The sequence below is a fragment of the Synechococcus sp. CCY9201 genome, assembly GCF_034931105.1.
GTDB lineage: Bacteria > Cyanobacteriota > Cyanobacteriia > PCC-6307 > Cyanobiaceae > CBW1002.
In genome coordinates this window covers 12,118-28,132 of sequence record NZ_JAYGIC010000143.1, presented here as the reverse complement: position 1 = coordinate 28,132, position 16,015 = coordinate 12,118, and the positions used below count along the sequence as shown (strand labels likewise).

18 protein-coding genes and 1 tRNA gene are annotated in these 16,015 nt (G+C 65.0%); 12 read left to right on the top strand and 7 right to left on the bottom strand.

The genetic code is table 11. The features are described 5' to 3' along the window. Window positions 1-30 precede the first annotated feature (30 nt). Window positions 31-1,839 carry a translation elongation factor 4 gene (gene lepA, locus VB716_RS13545; RefSeq protein ID WP_197169668.1) on the bottom strand — a complete coding sequence of 603 codons (1,809 nt, stop codon included), beginning with the start codon at window positions 1,837-1,839 and terminating at the stop codon, window positions 31-33. Window positions 1,840-2,103: 264 nt separating this feature from the next. Between lepA and VB716_RS13540 the strand changes: the two genes are divergently transcribed. The 7 genes from VB716_RS13540 to VB716_RS13510 all read left to right on the top strand — a co-directional run bounded on the left by VB716_RS13540 (window position 2,104) and on the right by VB716_RS13510 (window position 9,089). After that, window positions 2,104-2,694, top strand: a complete 591-nt coding sequence (locus VB716_RS13540) for a hypothetical protein (RefSeq protein WP_323270755.1) — start codon at window positions 2,104-2,106, stop codon at window positions 2,692-2,694. Window positions 2,695-2,767: 73 nt separating this feature from the next. Beyond that, window positions 2,768-3,049, top strand: coding sequence for a NifU family protein (locus VB716_RS13535; protein ID WP_370594612.1), 282 nt, complete (start codon window positions 2,768-2,770; stop codon window positions 3,047-3,049). Window positions 3,050-3,122: 73 nt separating this feature from the next. Continuing rightward, window positions 3,123-4,418 (top strand): serine--tRNA ligase, encoded by a 1,296-nt coding sequence (serS, locus tag VB716_RS13530; RefSeq protein ID WP_322757493.1) that lies wholly within the window; start codon window positions 3,123-3,125, stop codon window positions 4,416-4,418. A 20-nt stretch (window positions 4,419-4,438) separates the two neighbouring features. Next, entirely contained in the window at window positions 4,439-5,527 is a 1,089-nt protein-coding gene (gene rseP, locus VB716_RS13525; protein WP_197153879.1) for an RIP metalloprotease RseP, read from the top strand. Between the two features lie 82 nt (window positions 5,528-5,609). Beyond that, a complete protein-coding gene (nth, locus tag VB716_RS13520; protein ID WP_197153878.1) occupies window positions 5,610-6,416 on the top strand; it encodes an endonuclease III in 807 nt (268 codons plus the stop codon). A 75-nt stretch (window positions 6,417-6,491) separates the two neighbouring features. After that, window positions 6,492-6,794, top strand: coding sequence for a 30S ribosomal protein S14 (gene rpsN / locus VB716_RS13515; protein ID WP_197153877.1), 303 nt, complete (start codon window positions 6,492-6,494; stop codon window positions 6,792-6,794). Between the two features lie 165 nt (window positions 6,795-6,959). Beyond that, on the top strand, window positions 6,960-9,089 hold the full coding sequence (locus VB716_RS13510) for a polyribonucleotide nucleotidyltransferase (protein ID WP_197153876.1): 2,130 nt from the start codon (window positions 6,960-6,962) through the stop codon (window positions 9,087-9,089). 121 nt (window positions 9,090-9,210) lie between these two features. On the opposite strand, the gene VB716_RS13505 is transcribed toward VB716_RS13510, so the two are convergent. Continuing rightward, entirely contained in the window at window positions 9,211-10,140 is a 930-nt protein-coding gene (locus VB716_RS13505; protein ID WP_197153875.1) for a 3'(2'),5'-bisphosphate nucleotidase CysQ, read from the bottom strand. A gap of 51 nt (window positions 10,141-10,191) precedes the next feature. Here VB716_RS13505 and rsmI point away from each other — a divergent pair, with 51 nt between their 5' ends. The 3 genes from rsmI (at window position 10,192) to VB716_RS13490 (ending at window position 11,830) form a co-directional block, all read left to right on the top strand. Continuing rightward, window positions 10,192-11,094 (top strand): 16S rRNA (cytidine(1402)-2'-O)-methyltransferase, encoded by a 903-nt coding sequence (gene rsmI, locus VB716_RS13500; protein ID WP_322757496.1) that lies wholly within the window; start codon window positions 10,192-10,194, stop codon window positions 11,092-11,094. Window positions 11,095-11,099: 5 nt separating this feature from the next. Beyond that, complete coding sequence (locus tag VB716_RS13495) at window positions 11,100-11,324, top strand: hypothetical protein (protein ID WP_197153873.1); 225 nt, start codon at window positions 11,100-11,102, stop codon at window positions 11,322-11,324. Between the two features lie 131 nt (window positions 11,325-11,455). Next, window positions 11,456-11,830, top strand: coding sequence for a hypothetical protein (locus VB716_RS13490; RefSeq protein WP_323270754.1), 375 nt, complete (start codon window positions 11,456-11,458; stop codon window positions 11,828-11,830). A gap of 343 nt (window positions 11,831-12,173) precedes the next feature. Here the strand turns inward: VB716_RS13490 and VB716_RS13485 are convergent, their stop codons facing one another. After that, the gene (locus VB716_RS13485; protein ID WP_323270753.1) at window positions 12,174-13,022 is read right to left on the bottom strand and encodes a hypothetical protein; all 849 of its coding nucleotides are present in this window, start codon (window positions 13,020-13,022) and stop codon (window positions 12,174-12,176) included. Window positions 13,023-13,115: 93 nt separating this feature from the next. Between VB716_RS13485 and VB716_RS13480 the strand changes: the two genes are divergently transcribed. Further along, window positions 13,116-13,189: transfer RNA gene (locus tag VB716_RS13480), tRNA-Arg, on the top strand. A gap of 85 nt (window positions 13,190-13,274) precedes the next feature. Here VB716_RS13480 and VB716_RS13475 read toward each other — a convergent pair. Then, a complete protein-coding gene (locus VB716_RS13475) occupies window positions 13,275-13,718 on the bottom strand; it encodes a DUF1499 domain-containing protein (RefSeq protein ID WP_323270752.1) in 444 nt (147 codons plus the stop codon). A gap of 63 nt (window positions 13,719-13,781) precedes the next feature. Between VB716_RS13475 and VB716_RS13470 the strand changes: the two genes are divergently transcribed. Then, window positions 13,782-14,135 carry a 4a-hydroxytetrahydrobiopterin dehydratase gene (locus tag VB716_RS13470; RefSeq protein WP_197153869.1) on the top strand — a complete coding sequence of 118 codons (354 nt, stop codon included), beginning with the start codon at window positions 13,782-13,784 and terminating at the stop codon, window positions 14,133-14,135. Between the two features lie 162 nt (window positions 14,136-14,297). Here the strand turns inward: VB716_RS13470 and VB716_RS13465 are convergent, their stop codons facing one another. The 3 genes from VB716_RS13465 to VB716_RS13455 all read right to left on the bottom strand — a co-directional run bounded on the left by VB716_RS13465 (window position 14,298) and on the right by VB716_RS13455 (window position 15,914). Beyond that, window positions 14,298-14,597: a hypothetical protein gene (locus VB716_RS13465; RefSeq protein WP_197153868.1), complete on the bottom strand. Its 300-nt coding sequence runs from the start codon at window positions 14,595-14,597 to the stop codon at window positions 14,298-14,300. A 435-nt stretch (window positions 14,598-15,032) separates the two neighbouring features. Next, on the bottom strand, window positions 15,033-15,257 hold the full coding sequence (locus VB716_RS13460) for a hypothetical protein (protein ID WP_197153867.1): 225 nt from the start codon (window positions 15,255-15,257) through the stop codon (window positions 15,033-15,035). Window positions 15,258-15,365: 108 nt separating this feature from the next. After that, window positions 15,366-15,914 (bottom strand): L,D-transpeptidase, encoded by a 549-nt coding sequence (locus tag VB716_RS13455; RefSeq protein ID WP_323270751.1) that lies wholly within the window; start codon window positions 15,912-15,914, stop codon window positions 15,366-15,368. Window positions 15,915-16,015 lie beyond the last annotated feature (101 nt).

The window sequence follows — 16,015 nt, the reverse complement described above, 5'->3', positions numbered from 1 at the left end:
AACAGGGGGCGATCCGGTGGGAGCGCAGTCCTACTGGTTGAGTTTGAGTACGGCCATGAAGGCTTCCTGAGGCACATCAACCTTGCCCATCGCCTTCATCCGTTTCTTGCCCTTGGCCTGCTTCTGCAGCAGCTTCTTCTTGCGGGAAATGTCACCGCCGTAGCACTTGGCGAGCACGTCCTTGCGGATGGCACTGATGCTTTCCGAGGCAATGATGCGGCTTCCGATCGAGGCCTGGATCGGGATCTTGAACTGCTGGCGCGGGATCAACTCCTTCAGTTTTTCCACCAGTCCCTTCCCTACATTGTAGGCCTTGTCGCGGTGCACAATCGTTGTGAGCGGATCGGCCTTTTCGGAATTGATTAACACATCAAGGCGTACCAGCTCATTTTTGCGATAGCCAATCAACTGGTACTCCATCGAGGCGTAGCCCTTGGTGCGACTCTTCATCTGATCAAAGAAATCAGTCACCACTTCTGCCAGCGGCATCTCGTAGTGGAGGGTCACACGGTCGGTGGTGATGTACTTCATGTCGATGAACTCGCCACGGCGCTCCTGGCAGAGTTCCATCAGGGTGCCGTTGTAGGTGTTGGGGGTGTAGATCTCCAGCTTCACATAGGGCTCTTCGATAGACTCACGCTTCTGAGGATCGGGCAGGGTGGCTGGATTGTCCACCATCATCATCGAGCCATCCAGCATGTTCACCTGGTAGATCACCGATGGCGCGGTGACGATCAGATCCAGGTTGTACTCCCGCTCCAGCCGCTCCTGCACGATTTCCATGTGCAGCAGGCCGAGGAAGCCGCAGCGGAAGCCGAAGCCCATGGCGCTGCTGGTTTCCGGCTCGTATTTCAGGGCGGCGTCGGAGAGCTGCAGCTTGTCCAATGCCTCGCGCAGATCTGGGTACTGATCCGCGTCGGTGGGGAACAGGCCGCAGAACACCATCGGCTTGGCCTCGGTATAACCGGGCAGGGGCTCGCTGGCCGGGTTGTTCACCAGAGTGATGGTGTCGCCGACGCGGGCATCAGCCACGGCCTTGATCGAAGCGGCGAGATAGCCCACCTCCCCGGCATGCAGGCTATCCACCTGGCGCTGATCGGGGGCCATCACGCCCACTTCATCCAGCTCATAGGTTTTCTTCGACGCCATCAGCAAGACCTTGTCTTTTTTGCTGAGGGAGCCGGAGATGACGCGGAAATAGACGATCACACCCCGGTAGGGGTCGTAATACGAATCGAAGATTAGGGCCCGCAGTGGATCATCCACACGATCCTCGGGCGGCGGGACCCGGTCGACCACGGCCTGCAGGATGTCTGGCACCCCGAGGCCGGTCTTGGCCGAGCAATGGATGGCGTTGGAGGTATCCAACCCGATGATTGCCTCGATCTCTTCGCTGATGCGCTGAGGATCGGCACCGGGAAGATCGATCTTGTTGAGAACGGGAATGATCTCGAGATTGTTCTCCAGCGCCAGATAGACGTTGGCCAGGGTCTGGGCCTCCACGCCTTGGCTGGCATCCACCACCAGCAGGGCTCCCTCGCAGGCCTGCAGGGAGCGGCTCACCTCATAGGAGAAATCAACGTGGCCGGGGGTATCGATCAGGTTGAGGATGTAATGCTCACCATCGGCTGCTTTGTACTCCATCCGCGCGGCCTGGAGCTTGATCGTGATGCCCCGCTCCCGCTCCAGCTCCATGTTGTCAAGAAACTGCTCCTGCATGTCGCGGGCCGCGACAGTGCCGGTTTCCTGCAGCAGTCGGTCGGCCAGGGTGGATTTTCCGTGGTCGATGTGGGCGATGATGCAGAAATTGCGGATCCGCTGAACGGGAACATCGGTCATCGCGCGGGCAGATCCCTTCGGGGCACCGGAAGAGTCTCGATCCTAGAAGGGCTGTTGTGCCCGGCTGGAGGCCCCACCCTGGCCATGGGAAGTGGAGCTGCCTAACCTCCTGCCCAGGTGCGGCTTCAGCTGGAGGCCTGAAGGATCTGCCAGCGGGGTTCTCCAGGCTCTGCACGGTTCTTCCGCTGCCTAGCCCCGGGGCACCACCGGGCCTGCCCTGACTGGTCTGGGCTTCTTCGTTCGCCTGCCATTCCGAAGCGATCCATGACACAGCGCGTCGGCCATGAGGCAGCCCTGTTCGCAGCCGCCCAGGACGTGGCCCGTCGCCGCGGCAAAGTCGATCCCGGACGGCAGGCCTCCCTGGAACGATCCCGGCACACGCAGATCGGCTACGCCCTCAGCGATGCGGATGGCGAATTGATTGCCAGGCTGCCGATGTGGGCCGTGCAGCGTGCGGTCAGTCAGCGGGCCCGGTTGCTTTCGAAACTTGCGGAAGGCCGAACGCGCTGGAGCGGCATGGCTCTGGGCGACCAGAAGGTGCAGTTCCTTACCAAACCCTTCGAGATCCGAGCCCTTGCCTGGGCACTCTCCACCGGACGGCGTGTTCCTCCCGGCCAGTTCGACCGGACCACGGCCCTCTACGCCGTCGTGCTGCTGCTGCTGGCCGTGCTTGCTGGACTCATCTCCCCGCCACTGCTGCTGCTTGGGCTCCCCTCCTTTGCGGCCTATCTGGTGGTGAGCCTGCGACGGCACGCCGATTACCGCAAAAATATTCAGGCCCTTGTGATCCGCTGGAAGGCAGCAGGGAAACAGGATCCCAGCGACAGTCTCTTCTCCGAGCTGGATCACTCCTGAGCGAACAGCTCCGCGGCAACCAGCCCGGCGGCGGTCTTTCTAAGGTGAATCTGACGACCGACGCATGGAAGCCATGAGCACCGACACCCCCACCTCCGAATCCAGCGCGCTGACCGCCGATCCACGCGCGCTCACCATCGAGAATGTGGAGAGGGTGCTCGATGAGCTGCGTCCCTACCTGATGGCGGACGGCGGCAACGTGGAAGTGGTGGAGATCGATGGCCCGATCGTCAAAGTGCGTCTGCAGGGGGCCTGCGGTTCCTGCCCCAGCAGCACCATGACCCTCAAGATGGGCATCGAGCGCAAGCTGCGTGAATCGATTCCTGAAGTGAGCGAAGTGGTGCAGGTGCTCTGAAGCCGGCCTGGCAGAACAGGGCCGGAAGTCCTGATCCCCGGCCCTTAGGCTGCCGGCAACTGCCCTTCTGACTGTGCTGGATCAGCGCCTGCTGCGCGATAACCCCGAGTGGATCAGCCAGCAACTCGGGCGGCGCGGCATGGTGCTCGATCTCGGCGATCTGCAGCAGGCCGCCCAGCAACAACGCGATCTGGAAGAACAGCGCAGCGACCTGCAGGCCGAAGGAAACCGGGTTGGCAAGGAGGTCGGCCAGCGCATCAAGGCAGGCGCAGACCCCCGCGGCGAGGCTGTCCAGGAGCTGCGCGACGCCGGCAACCGCCTCAAGGGGCAGGTGGCGGAGCTGGAAGAACGGGAGAAGCAGCTCTCGGCCCAGCTGCGTGACCGGCTGCTCACCCTTCCCAACCTGCCGGCGGCTGAAACGCCGGATGGTCGCAGCGAAGCTGACAACGTTGAGGTGAAGCGCTGGGGAACCCCGCGCGAAGCCTCCGGCCTCCAGGAGCACTGGCAGATCGCCGAGCGGTTGGGGCTGTTCGAGACCGAGAGGAGCGTGCGCATCGCCCAGAGCCGTTTCGTGACCTTGCTGGGCCAGGGCGCACGGCTGGAGCGGGCCCTGATCAACTTCATGATCGATCTCCACGCCAGCAAGGGGTACCGCGAGGTGCTGCCGCCGATCCTGGTGAACAGCGCCAGCCTCACCGGCTCGGGCCAGCTGCCCAAGTTCGCCGAGGAAAGCTTCCGCTGCGCCGACGACGACCTCTGGCTCACCCCCACCGCCGAGGTGCCGGTCACCTCACTGCATCGCGATGAGGTCATTCCGGCCGACCAGTTGCCGCTCCGCTACGTGGCCTTCACCCCCTGTTTCCGCCGCGAGGCCGGCTCCTACGGGCGCGACACCCGGGGGCTGATCCGGTTGCACCAGTTCCACAAGGTCGAGTTGTACTGGTTCTGCCACCCCGATCACTCCGAGGCGGCCCATGCCCAGCTCACGGCCGATGCGGAGGCCGTGCTCGAGGCCCTGGATCTCCCCTACCGCACGATCGAGCTCTGCACCGGCGATCTGGGCTTCTCGGCGGCCCGCACCTATGACCTGGAGGTCTGGCTGCCGGGCGCCGGTGCCTATCGCGAGATCTCGAGCTGCAGCACCTGCGGCGACTTCCAGGCCCGCCGCTCCGCGATTCGCATGAAGGAAGGCAAGGGCACCCGCTTGGTCCACACCCTCAACGGCAGTGGTCTGGCGGTGGGGCGCACCATGGCCGCCCTGCTCGAGAACGGGCAACAGAGCGATGGCAGTGTGCGGCTGCCGGCGGCGCTGGTCCCCTACTTCGGCAGCGACCACATCGCCAGCACCTCACCCACCACAATGGGTTGAACTGCGTGGACTGAGCCTGCATGGGTGTTCTCACCGCACTGGCGATCCTGGCTGGTCTGATCGTGGTGCACGAAGCGGGTCATTTCTTTGCCGCCACCTGGCAGGGCATCCGGGTCAGCAGCTTCTCGATCGGTTTCGGCCCGGTGCTGCTGGAACGCCGCCGCCGGGGCGTGCAGTTCGCCCTGCGGGCCATCCCCCTGGGGGGCTTCGTCGCCTTCCCCGACGATGAGGACGACTGCGCCTTTCCCGCCGATGATCCGGATCTGCTGCGCAATCGGCCGCTGCCCCAGCGGGCCCTGGTGATTGCCGCCGGCGTGATGGCCAACCTGCTCCTGGCCTGGCTGGTGCTGGTGGCCCAGGGCGTGGTGGTGGGCATTCCAGCCGGCTTCAGTGCCACTCCCGGGGTGCTGGTGGCGGCGGTCCAGCCCGGTCAGCCTGCTGCGGCCGCCGGCCTGCTGCCGGGGGATCGGATCGTGCGGTTGGAGGGCGTGGAACTCCAGGGAGGCCAGCAGGCCGTGGCCGATCTGGTGGACGAGATCAAGGCGGCGCCGCAACGGAGCCTGCGCCTCGAGGCGGCGCGCGGTGACGGCCGGGTCACTCTGGAGCTCACCCCTGACGATCAGGGCGGCATCGGCCGCATCGGCGCCCAGCTCCAACCCAACGGCAGCGAGGTGTTCCGGGCCCCCACAGGCCCGCTCGAACCGATGCTCCAGGCCAATCGCCAGTTTGCGGTGCTGACCCGCCGCACGGTCGACGGGTTTGTCACCCTGGCCACCCACTTCGGTGAAACCGCCGGCCAGGTGTCCGGTCCGGTCAAGATTGTCGAGATGGGTGCCTCCCTGGCGAAGCAGGGCGGCGACAGCCTGTTTCTGTTCACAGCGCTGATCTCGATCAACCTGGCGGTGCTCAACGCCCTGCCGCTCCCCCTGTTGGACGGTGGTCAGTTCGTGCTGCTGCTGCTGGAAGGTCTGCGGGGGCGACCCCTGCCGGACCGCCTCCAGATGGCGTTCCTCCAATCCGGTTTCGTGTTCCTGGTGGGGCTGAGCGTGGTGCTGATCGTCAAGGACACCAGCCAGTTGCCCGCCATCCAGCAGCTGATGAGCCGCTGAGGGATGTGCTGCTGAGTCCTGGCCCCCGCTGGGGCCGAAGCCAATCCTCCGAGCCAACCAGTCACTTCAGAGCGCCGCGTCGATGAGTACGCCACTGGTCATTCCCCACGATGCGACCAGCGATCCACCGGGCAGCCCCCATCGTTCCCCGGGACCTGAACTTCAGGAGCACACCTCCGCAGCCACCGCGCCAACCACCTCTGCGGGGCTTGCCGCTGCCGGCCGTCGGTCCCGTTTCCCCACACCACGGCAGCGGGCACCGTTGCTTCTGGAGCGACTGGGGCAGCTCTATCCCCACGCCACCTGCTCGCTTGACTGGCGGACGCCCTACGAACTCCTGGTGGCCACGATGCTCTCGGCGCAGTGCACCGATGAGCGCGTCAACCAGGTGACCCCAGCCCTGTTCGCGCGCTTCCCCGATGCCGCCGCCGCCGCCGCCGTGGAGGGCGAGGACGTCGAGCCCTACGTGCACGCGACGGGGTTCTTCCGGAACAAGGCACGCAACATCGTCTCCAGTTCACGGTTGCTGATCGAACGCCACGCTGGTGAGGTTCCCCAGACGATGGAGGAGCTGCTTGAGCTGCCGGGCGTGGCCCGCAAGACAGCCACGGTGGTGCTGGCCCATGCCTTCGGCATCAACGCCGGTGTCACGGTGGACACCCACGTGCGCCGGCTCAGCCAGCGGCTGGGGCTGAGCAAGCAGCGGGAGCCGCAGCGGATCGAGCCCGATCTGATGAAGCTGGTGCCGCAGCCCGACTGGCAGAACCTCTCGATTCGGCTGATCTTTCACGGCCGGGCGGTGTGCACGGCCCGCAATCCCCTCTGCCAGACCTGTCCGATCGCCGATCTCTGCCCCAGCCATCCCGAACGGCGCCTGGGCCGCCGATGAGGGGGCGTCCAGCTGATGGCTGTCCAGCTGACCAGTAAGCTGATCCATTACCCGTTCCGTACCAGCTCAGAGCGCATGGCGAAGAAGTCGATGATTGCGCGCGATGTGAAGCGCAAGAAGATGGTGGAACGCTTCGCCGCCAAGCGCGCTGCGCTCAAAGCTGCTTTCGAGGCTGCTGCCGATCCGATGGAGCGCCTGGAGATCCATCGCAAGATCCAGGATCTGCCCCGCAACAGCGCTCCCTCCCGCATGCGGAACCGCTGCTGGGCCACCGGCAAGCCCCGCGGCGTGTATCGCGATTTCGGACTATGCCGCAACCAGCTGCGTGCCCGTGCCCACAAAGGTGAACTGCCCGGAGTGGTGAAGTCGAGCTGGTGATTCGCTTCAGCCCCTGAGGCCCGTTGGCAGCTGTTCAACCCGGCGCCCCAGCAGGGGCGCTTTTTGTTGGCTGGACTGGGCTGGCCAATAAAATCCATCAGCATCGCCGGGGTCCGTCAGGTCCGGATGCGAGAATGGACATTGACAAAAAGGACATAAGCGCAAGTGCAAGGACAAACTCAGTCGATCTCCTTCGATGGTCGGGAGATCCGGCTGACCACCGGTCGGTTCGCTCCCCAGGCGGGGGGTTCGGTGATGGTCGAGTGCGGCGATACGGCGGTTCTGGTCACCGCCACCCGCTCCGGTGGTCGTGAAGGCATCGATTTTCTGCCCCTGATCTGCGACTACGAGGAACGGCTCTACGCCGCCGGTCGCATCCCGGGCAGCTTCATGCGGCGCGAGAGCCGTCCCCCCGAGCGGGCCACCCTGATCGCACGGCTGATCGATCGGCCGATGCGGCCGCTCTTCCCCAGCTGGATGCGCGACGATCTGCAGATCGTTGCCACCTGCATGTCGCTCGATGAACGGGTTCCGCCCGATGTGCTGGCGGTGACCGGCGCTTCGATGGCCACCCTGCTGGCCAAGATTCCCTTCCATGGCCCGATGGCGGCGGTACGCGTGGGCCTGCTGGGCGACGACTTCGTGCTCAACCCCAGCTATCGCGAAATCGAACGCAGCGAACTCGATCTCGTGGTGGCAGGAACCCCTGCCGGCGTGGTGATGGTGGAGGCGGGCGCCAACCAGCTGCCCGAGCAGGATGTGATCGAAGCCATCGACTTCGGCTACGAAGCCGTGAGCGAACTGATCAAGGCCCAGCTGACCCTGCTCAAGGATCTCGGCATCGAGCAGGTGCTGCCTGAACCCCGCAAGGACGACATCACCCTGCCGGCGTTTCTGGAAAAGGAATGCGCCAAGGCCATCGGTGAAGTGCTCAAGCAGTTCTCCCAGACCAAGGCCGAGCGCGACGAAAAACTTGATGCGATCAAGACGGAAGTGACTGAAAAGATCGCTTGCCTGAATGACGATGATGCCGTGAAGGTGGCGGTGAGCAGCAATGGCAAGGCGCTGGGAAATACCTACAAGAGCCTCACGAAGAAGCTGATGCGCGCTCAGATCCTCACCGAGGGCAAGCGTGTCGATGGCCGCAACCTCGATGAAGTGCGCCCGATCAGCGCCGCCGCGGGCGTGCTGCCCAAGCGCGTGCATGGCTCGGGCCTGTTTCAGCGCGGCCTGACCCAGGTGCTCTCCTGCGCCACCCTCGGCACACCGAGCGATGCGCAGGAGATGGACGATCTCAATCCGTCCAATGAAAAGACCTACCTGCACCACTACAACTTCCCCCCCTATTCGGTGGGTGAAACCAGGCCGATGCGGTCGCCCGGTCGCCGCGAGATCGGTCATGGTGCCCTGGCTGAGCGGGCCCTGATCCCCGTGCTGCCCAGCAAGGAGAGCTTCCCCTACGTGCTGCGGGTGGTGTCGGAGTGCCTCAGCTCCAACGGCTCCACCTCGATGGGATCGGTCTGCGGCAGCACCCTGGCCCTGATGGATGCCGGCGTGCCTCTCAAGGCCCCCGTGAGCGGCGCCGCCATGGGTCTGATCAAGGAAGGCGATGAAGTCCGTATCCTCACGGACATCCAGGGGATCGAGGATTTCCTCGGAGACATGGACTTCAAGGTGGCTGGCACTGAGAAGGGCATCACCGCCCTGCAGATGGACATGAAGATCACCGGCCTGGCCGTCACCTGCGTGGCCGAGGCGATCAACCAGGCCCGTCCAGCCCGCCTCCACATCCTCGAGAAGATGCTCGAGGCCATCGACAAGCCGCGTGACATCCTCAGCCCCCACGCGCCGCGCCTGCTCAGCTTCCGCATTGATCCCGAGCTGATCGGCACCGTGATCGGCCCCGGCGGCCGCACGATCAAGGGCATCACTGAGCGCACCAACACCAAGATCGACATCGAGGATGGCGGCATCGTCACGATCGCCAGCCACGATGGGGCTGCCGCTGAGGAAGCGCAGCGCATCATCGAAGGCCTCACCCGCCGCGTCAGCGAGGGCGAAGTGTTCAGCGGTGGCGTCACCCGGGTGATCCCGATCGGTGCCTTCGTGGAAATCCTGCCTGGCAAGGAAGGCATGATCCACATTTCTCAGCTCTCGGAAGCACGGGTCGAGAAGGTGGAAGATGTGGTGAAGGTGGGTGATCAGGTCACCGTTCGCGTCCGCGAGATCGACAACCGCGGCCGGATCAACCTGACGCTGCGGGGCGTTCCCCAGCAGGAGCCTGTCGGCGTCTGATCAGGTCGGCTCTGCCACCTGGGCCGGCCCTGAGGGGCCGGCTTTTTGATGCATTTTTGCCTTCACGCCCTGTTGAGCTCACGCGTCCACTCGCTGGCCAGGCTTGTCGCGCGATCAGGACTCAGACCGCGAATCCAGGGTCGATCACGGCCATCGCTGCTGAGGCCCGCTCGCAGAGCGCCGCATGGCTGGGGCCATGGCTGGCGATCAGGCAGCCAGCCTGGCGCACGTCGCCATCGTTGTAGGAGAGGGGACGGCCATCGGCATGGGTGAAGGCCCCACCCGCGGCCATCAGCACCGCTTCAGGAGCCGCCATGTCCCAGTCCTTGGGGGCACTCTTGCCAGACAGTGAGATGTAGAGATCGGTTTCGCCGCGCAGAATCGTGGCGACCTTGCCGCCGACGCTGCCGATTGCCTTGGTGTCGCCCAGGGCCAGGGCCTCCAGAAGATGCTCCAGCCGCTGGTCTCGGTGATTGCGGCTGGCCACCAACACCAGGTCGCCGAGGTCGCAGCGGTTGCTGAGGGCTGCTGGAAACTGCTCGCTGGCCCGGTTCTCACGCCAGGCTCGTCCCCCGCCATCGGCCCCGACCCAGCCGAACCAGAGCTCCTCCATCTCCGGGAGCAGCACCACCCCCAGCACGGGGCGATGGTCTTTCACCAGGGCCAGATGCACGGCGTACTCACCGGTGCCCTGGAGGAAGTCCTTGGTGCCATCCAGTGGGTCAAGGATCCAGAGCCACTCGGCGGCCAGGGACTCGCCGTCCCGCAGCTGCTCGCGAGCGGTCTCTTCGCTCAACAGGGTCCAGCCGGCCTTGGGGTAGGCGGCGGCAAGACCGTCGAGCAACCAGCTATTCACAGCCAGATCAGCTGCAGAGACAGGCCCTTCGCCGCCTTCGTCCACACTCAGGGCTCTGGGGAAGCCGTAGGGGGGCTGCTCGCCCCGGGCATAGGCCCGCAGGATGTCTGCCGCACCCCAGCTCAGCCGACGCAACTCCTGGAACAGCTGCTCGGGTTCAACGCCGGATGGCAGGGGTAGGGAAGCCGGCATCATGGACAGACGGAAAGGGGCACCGGGACGACCGAGCGCCCCGAGAGGTGCATTGTGCAGGAACCTGAACCCGCTGCCGGCGTGCTCTATCTGGTGGGAACTCCCATCGGAAATCTCGGTGATCTTTCCCCCCGGGCCCGCCAGGTGCTCTCGGGCGTCGACCGTATCGCCTGCGAGGACACGCGCCGCAGCGGCCTGCTGCTGCAGACCCTGGGCCAGAAGAAACGCCTGGTGAGCTTTCACCAGCACAACCAGGCGACACGGATTCCCGAACTGGTGGCGGCATTGCAAGCCGGCGAACGACTGGCTGTGATCAGCGACGCCGGTCTGCCGGGCATTTCCGATCCTGGTGAAGAACTGGTGGCGGCAGCGCGGCAGGCGGGGCTGGAGGTGATCTGCGTGCCAGGTCCGAGCGCGGTGACCACGGCCCTGGTGAGCAGCGGCCTTCCCAGCGGCCGCTTCTGCTTCGAAGGGTTTCTGCCCACTCGGCCCAGCCAGCGGCGGGCCCGTCTGGAGCAGCTGAAGAAAGAGGAACGGACCCTGGTGTTCTACGAGGCTCCCCACCGGCTGGTGGATCTGCTGGAGGATCTGCTCGCCGTCTGCGGCGATCGAGCTCTGCGGGTGGCCAGGGAGCTGACCAAGCGGCATGAGCAACAGGTGGGCCCCACGGTGAGCGCCGCCCTCGCCCACTTCCGCCAGGTGCCCCCCCAGGGGGAGTGCACCCTGGTGCTGGGCGGAGCCGTCCCAGCGCAGCCACGCCTCTGGAGCGAAGTGGAGTTGAGGAGCCAGCTACAGGAGCTGGTGGCCGATGGGCGCAGCAGCAAGGAGGCCGCTCGTGAGGTGGCGGAGCGCAGCGGCCACAACCGCCGCGATCTCTATGCCTTGCTGCACCGCCGCGAACCGGAGCTGGACGCCCCGCATGATTCAGACTGCCCCTCACCACCTGGCGGGTCCTGATCCCGATGCTGCTGCGCCTGCGCCTGCTGTGCTCCACGGTGATCGGCAGCGGCCTGTTGCTGTTGGTGCTCTGCCTGGGGGCCCAGAACCTAGAGGATCGACCCAGCCTGCAGCTGGGCTTTGGTCGCACGGCACCGCTGCCGAGCGGTTTTCTGGTGGGCATGGCTCTGGTGCTGGGCATGGTCAGTGGCGGCACCAGCGCGGCGATCCTGCTCCCCCGCCGCCCTTGAGGCTTCCCAGAGGGGCAGCGTGATCTCAGCCGGCGCGGCCGGGACCCGCTTCGTGAAGAAGCTCCGTTTTTCCTGCCTTGGGCCAGTCCATCAGGTGCACTCTGGAGAGGTGGTTGGTTCCGCTTCTTCCCATGCAGACCCTCCTGCGCGTGGTTCCCTCAGCGACGATCCAGGCGCACGTCGGGCAAGATCCCGGTCTTTCGGCCCTGCTCGAGTCTCTGGAGCCAAGCACAGAAGACTTCGAACCCGATCTGGATCTGGACTGGGATCTGGATCTGGATCTGGATCTGGATCTGGACTGGGAGGAGTCGCCACCGCCTCGCAATCCTTTCCTTGTGGCCCTGGAGGTGCGGGCAGCCATGCTGCGGGAAGCTCTGCTTCAGCAGGCTTGCCTGCCTCGGGGCCAGGTCACGTCGCCAGAGATTGTTTCCATGGACGATGTTCGCGAGGAACTGAGCAGCATCGGAGTGCTTCTCGCGCATTTCCAGACCATGGATCCGGCCTGATTGCGCGGATCAGACCGCACGGACCTGACAGGGTTCCGGTTGCTGGGCTGGCTTATGGGTTGATTGCGCCAGAGACCCTTGCTGGAGTCGCCTGCGAGCTTTGATGGCTTGTCGTCTTGGCAACACTGCCTTCACCAAGTCTGCGGCATCCTCCGATTGAACGGATCCAGGATCGCCAGAGACTCAGACCCATGACCAGTAATCGGGCAGAACATCCACCCTCCCCCTCCCGGCGTGGCAGCGGGCCTAATCCAGGCCGAGCTCCCTGGCCCCTGGCACTGGATGATCTGATCAGTGCCCAGGCTCGCCGCGCCCATGATCCCAGCGAAGGCGGGCTTTCCCTTCAGGAGCCTGGCAGGGCATAGAGGGCACCTTCGACCACCAGACGCGTGATGCCCTGCTTCAACAGGTAGGGAGCCGTGAGCTGAAACACCGCCACATCCGGTACTTTGATCACCCGTTGAGTGCGGCCGCACTGGCGTTTTGCGTGGCGTGGATTGGCGAACACGTGCAGGGCCTGGCGATCCTGCTCCTCGTCAGCGAGGGGTTGCAGATCGCTGAACTCCCGCAGCGGTCGGGCCTGTAGCTCCACCGTCTTGTCAACCAGCATGTAGACGCTGCTGGGCAACGTCGCTTCTTCCAGTGGCTGGGCTTCGATCGACGGGCGTGTGTCATCGACGACGGTGGTCGTCAGTGGAATCACCAGGAACACATCGGCGGCGGCGTCCTCCCCACCATCCATGCTGTCCTCGTCATCGCTGGTATCCCCGTCGTCCCCGAAGTCATCGGCATCGTCGATGGCAAGGCCGGTGGCGGCTTCGTCGTCCTCGCTGCTCTCGCCGCCATCGTCGCTCTCGCTTTCGATGGTGCTGTTGGCTTCCTGGGGCGCCACGGGCACTGCAGAGTCGAGGACCTGTGCGCTGGGGATGGGGAGGTCTGGTCCAGGCTCCTCTGGGATCAACGTCGGCACCGCGACATCCGCAGTGGCCTCCGCGGCGACCGCACTGCCGCGGCGACCTCGCCTCTGCTTGAGCCCCTCGTATTCGGCTGGATCGAGAGACGCCTTCACCACCCGGCTCACGGTGATGGCACTGCAGCCATAGATCCCCGCCAGCTCCTGGCTGGTGTCTCCGTTACGAAAACGGGCCACCAGCTCTGTTTTCTGCGCTTCGCTGAGCCGGGTCGCCGCCATGGCGCGAAAATCGCAGGGTTGACCATTCTACGTCCCACCAGCACGGGCACCTGCCCACAAGGCATCATTGGAAGACCTGGCCCAGGCCAGTGAGCTCCCTTAGCTCAGCCGGATAGAGCAGCTGCCTTCTAAGCAGCCGGTCGATGGTTCGAATCCATCAGGGGGCGTTGGGGCGAGACTCCTGTCACCTGCTTCTTGAGCCTGGGTCGAGAAGCGGTTGCCGAGGCCAGAGCCCCGTGCCCTGACAAGAGTTCAGTCACGCTCCAGAGCTGTGCTGAGCCACTCCAGGCGACGGGCGTTGACCCCGAGATCGGAATCCCCGAGCCGCGATACGGAGCGGGCCTGCACCTGCTGGTGGACAGGATCCGCCAGGAGCTCGAGATCGTCCACGAAGCCGAACAGGCTGCTGGTGGCGGTGGCATGCAGGTAGTTGGACTGACGCTCCACGATGCGGATCGCTTCGGTGGCCTCAAGCCGGGATGCCAGGAACTCCACGGCAGCATCGGGATCGGCAACCGACCAGTTCTGACGCGCGCAGTGCGCTGAGCTGGCACAGGGTGACAGCGAGCCTCCGTGGATGCCGAGATCAGCCGGCAACGGTCCTTCCAGGTGAAACATCGAGGCCAGGGCCGCGGACGGTCCGCCCCAGCCCACCAGGAGCACAATCAACAGGGGCAGAAGCAGGCGCAGAAGCATGGTCAGGAGCGGCGGCGCGATGGGAATTCTGCCCATACTTGCGGCAGCAACGCGCGACACCCCATGGCCCTCGGAGATGAGACCTGCGTTCCCTGCCGGGATGGGGCGCCCACCCTCACCCCAGAGGAATGCGACGCCGTGCTGCAGGAACTGCCGGGCTGGGAGGTGGTGGACGCCCACCACCTGCGCAAGGCCTGGACCTTCCCGGACTTTGTCTCCGCCCTGGCGTGGGTGAATCAGGCTGGTGAGATCTGTGAACGCCAGGGCCATCACGCCGAGTTTCAGCTCGGTTGGGGCCATGTCGAGGCCGAGATCTTCACACATAAAGTGGATGGCCTCACCAGAGCTGATGCCGTTCTGGCGGCACATTTCGACGCGGCCAAAGAGGCTGCCGACGCCAGCATGCCGCAGGCATAGATCTGCAGCTGAAGGATCGCTACTTCGAGTATCCCGTCAACACGCTCCTGGCTGGACCCAGACCTTTTAGTGGTTCGTTTTGCTCTGATGATGTCATCTCGTTTGATTTGAACGGCTTGATTTCGATCAGCCTCTTTGGGGCTGTCTTGCCAGCGGCTCAACTCAGGACTGACGCACCAGAAGATGACGGCGGAAGCCATCGAGCATCCGCAGCCGTGCCGGAGAGGAGGTGCAGCGCCGCGACGTGAGCAGATCCGAGGTGGTGGCAGCGATTTCGGCCACGGGCATGCAGCGCGACAGCTCCCGTTCAAGACGCTCGAACACCCCGTTGGTCTCGGCCTCATTGCCCTGGTCTGCCGCCTGGAGGGTGGACCCGTGGGCGGGCGTGGCGGCGTTGCTGGCCATCAGCCCGTCCAGGGTGGATAGCAGGACGGTCCGCCGCCAGGTGAGGTAAGACGTCATCAGCTGTGGATCGATTCAGCGCAACACCAGTGTGATCACCTCGCCGGAAGCTGCGCCAATCTGACGTGATCTTTCTTGATGCCCAGTGCTGATCACGATGGCATCGTGATCAGGTTTTCAACACGTCAAATCGGCATGAACATGCCCTCTCGCGTGTGTCTTTAAGCACATCTCTGTCCGATGATGGCTAATCCGCTGGTTCACGCATGAGCCCCGTGAGGTCGCTGCCACGGGCTCGGCCGCTTCCCCTGGTGCTGTGGAGCGCGGTCGTACGGCTGTCTGGCGATGCGTCTGGGGTGGTCCCGGCGGGTTCAACGGGATCGCGACCGGATGCCTTGGTCAGCGGACACCCATCCAATGCCGCTCTGGCTGATCAGCGAACCAGCACCGGTCACGCCTCTGCCAGGCAGCGACCAAGCCTCTGCCAGGCATCACTCAATCCGACGACGAGGGCGTTGCGGTGAGCCGCTCGTAGAGCCACCAGCCCAATCCTCCCCACACCACTGTCCAGCCCACGAAGGTGGCGAGGGTGCCCAGCTGACCGGTCTCGAGCGAGTAGACACCGACGTGGAGCAGTGCGGCGTCGATCAGGGAGCCGCCGATGCCCCAGCCCAGCACCCAGGTGAACAGAAAGCCGATGGCGGCGAGGTTGCCGGTCATGCCTTGCCCAGTTCCAGAGATGGAAGAGGGACAATCTGCCGTGGTCTTGTCCGCGGTGTTGGGTGTCTTGGCCTGGAGGTGCGACCTGCCTCGGGCTCACAGGAGCCCTCAGGGCAGCACTTCAAGTTCGCTCACCCCGTGCTGCTGCAGCAACGCCGTCAGCGTCAGCAGATCATCTGCATGGATCATGCCGATGCAGCCATCGGTGCCGCTCTCGCTGCCATGCCCCGCGCTTGGATCGAGATGGATGCCGAGGGCACGGCGATCGGTGGGGAACTGCGGCTCCAGGCCGATCCAGCTGATGCGGCCCAGCTCAACCGGCAGATCATCGGACCCTGCCAGGGAGACGATCTCGGAGACGCGGTAGTGCCCGGGGGGCAGGGGTGAGCGGCTGCCGAGGCGATGGCGATCCGCCTGCTGCCGATCCGCCCGTCCCGCAAGGGCCGCATAGGACCGCAGGGGTTCTCCCGGCAGCTCCAGCTGCAGTGCCCAGACAGGATCGCCACTGCTCGGCAGGACGCGATCCGTGCGCCGCAGCCGCATCAGGCCTGCCGCCTCCGCCGCTGGGGCCAGGGCTGCCAGGCCCAGACAGGCCAGCCCAAGGGCCACCCGAACCGCGGTGATGCCAGGAAGTAACGGGCGCGTCGTCGACACCATGACGGCCAGGGAAGGGGAGCCGGTCGTAGCGCCGCCCTGACGGCCCCACCAGGGGGTGTGGGGTCAGCACGGGAACTGCCCGTGCGCTGGTCATCGCCTTG

Bases quoted from the DNA above. Each gene is read 5' to 3' on its own strand.
- VB716_RS13470 (WP_197153869.1), top strand. From the start codon at position 13,782: ATGGCCCTCGGAGATGAGACCTGCGTTCCCTGCCGGGATGGGGCGCCC.
- VB716_RS13535 (WP_370594612.1), top strand. From the start codon at position 2,768: ATGAGCACCGACACCCCCACCTCCGAATCCAGCGCGCTGACCGCCGAT.
- VB716_RS13540 (WP_323270755.1), top strand. From the start codon at position 2,104: ATGACACAGCGCGTCGGCCATGAGGCAGCCCTGTTCGCAGCCGCCCAG.
- rseP (WP_197153879.1), top strand. From the start codon at position 4,439: ATGGGTGTTCTCACCGCACTGGCGATCCTGGCTGGTCTGATCGTGGTG.
- VB716_RS13460 (WP_197153867.1), bottom strand. From the start codon at position 15,257: ATGACCGGCAACCTCGCCGCCATCGGCTTTCTGTTCACCTGGGTGCTG.
- VB716_RS13495 (WP_197153873.1), top strand. From the start codon at position 11,100: ATGCTGCTGCGCCTGCGCCTGCTGTGCTCCACGGTGATCGGCAGCGGC.
- VB716_RS13455 (WP_323270751.1), bottom strand. From the start codon at position 15,914: ATGGTGTCGACGACGCGCCCGTTACTTCCTGGCATCACCGCGGTTCGG.
- VB716_RS13490 (WP_323270754.1), top strand. From the start codon at position 11,456: ATGCAGACCCTCCTGCGCGTGGTTCCCTCAGCGACGATCCAGGCGCAC.
- rpsN (WP_197153877.1), top strand. From the start codon at position 6,492: ATGGCGAAGAAGTCGATGATTGCGCGCGATGTGAAGCGCAAGAAGATG.
- VB716_RS13485 (WP_323270753.1), bottom strand. From the start codon at position 13,022: ATGGCGGCGACCCGGCTCAGCGAAGCGCAGAAAACAGAGCTGGTGGCC.
- nth (WP_197153878.1), top strand. From the start codon at position 5,610: ATGAGTACGCCACTGGTCATTCCCCACGATGCGACCAGCGATCCACCG.
- VB716_RS13475 (WP_323270752.1), bottom strand. From the start codon at position 13,718: ATGCTTCTGCGCCTGCTTCTGCCCCTGTTGATTGTGCTCCTGGTGGGC.
- VB716_RS13465 (WP_197153868.1), bottom strand. From the start codon at position 14,597: ATGACGTCTTACCTCACCTGGCGGCGGACCGTCCTGCTATCCACCCTG.
- lepA (WP_197169668.1), bottom strand. From the start codon at position 1,839: ATGACCGATGTTCCCGTTCAGCGGATCCGCAATTTCTGCATCATCGCC.
- VB716_RS13505 (WP_197153875.1), bottom strand. From the start codon at position 10,140: ATGATGCCGGCTTCCCTACCCCTGCCATCCGGCGTTGAACCCGAGCAG.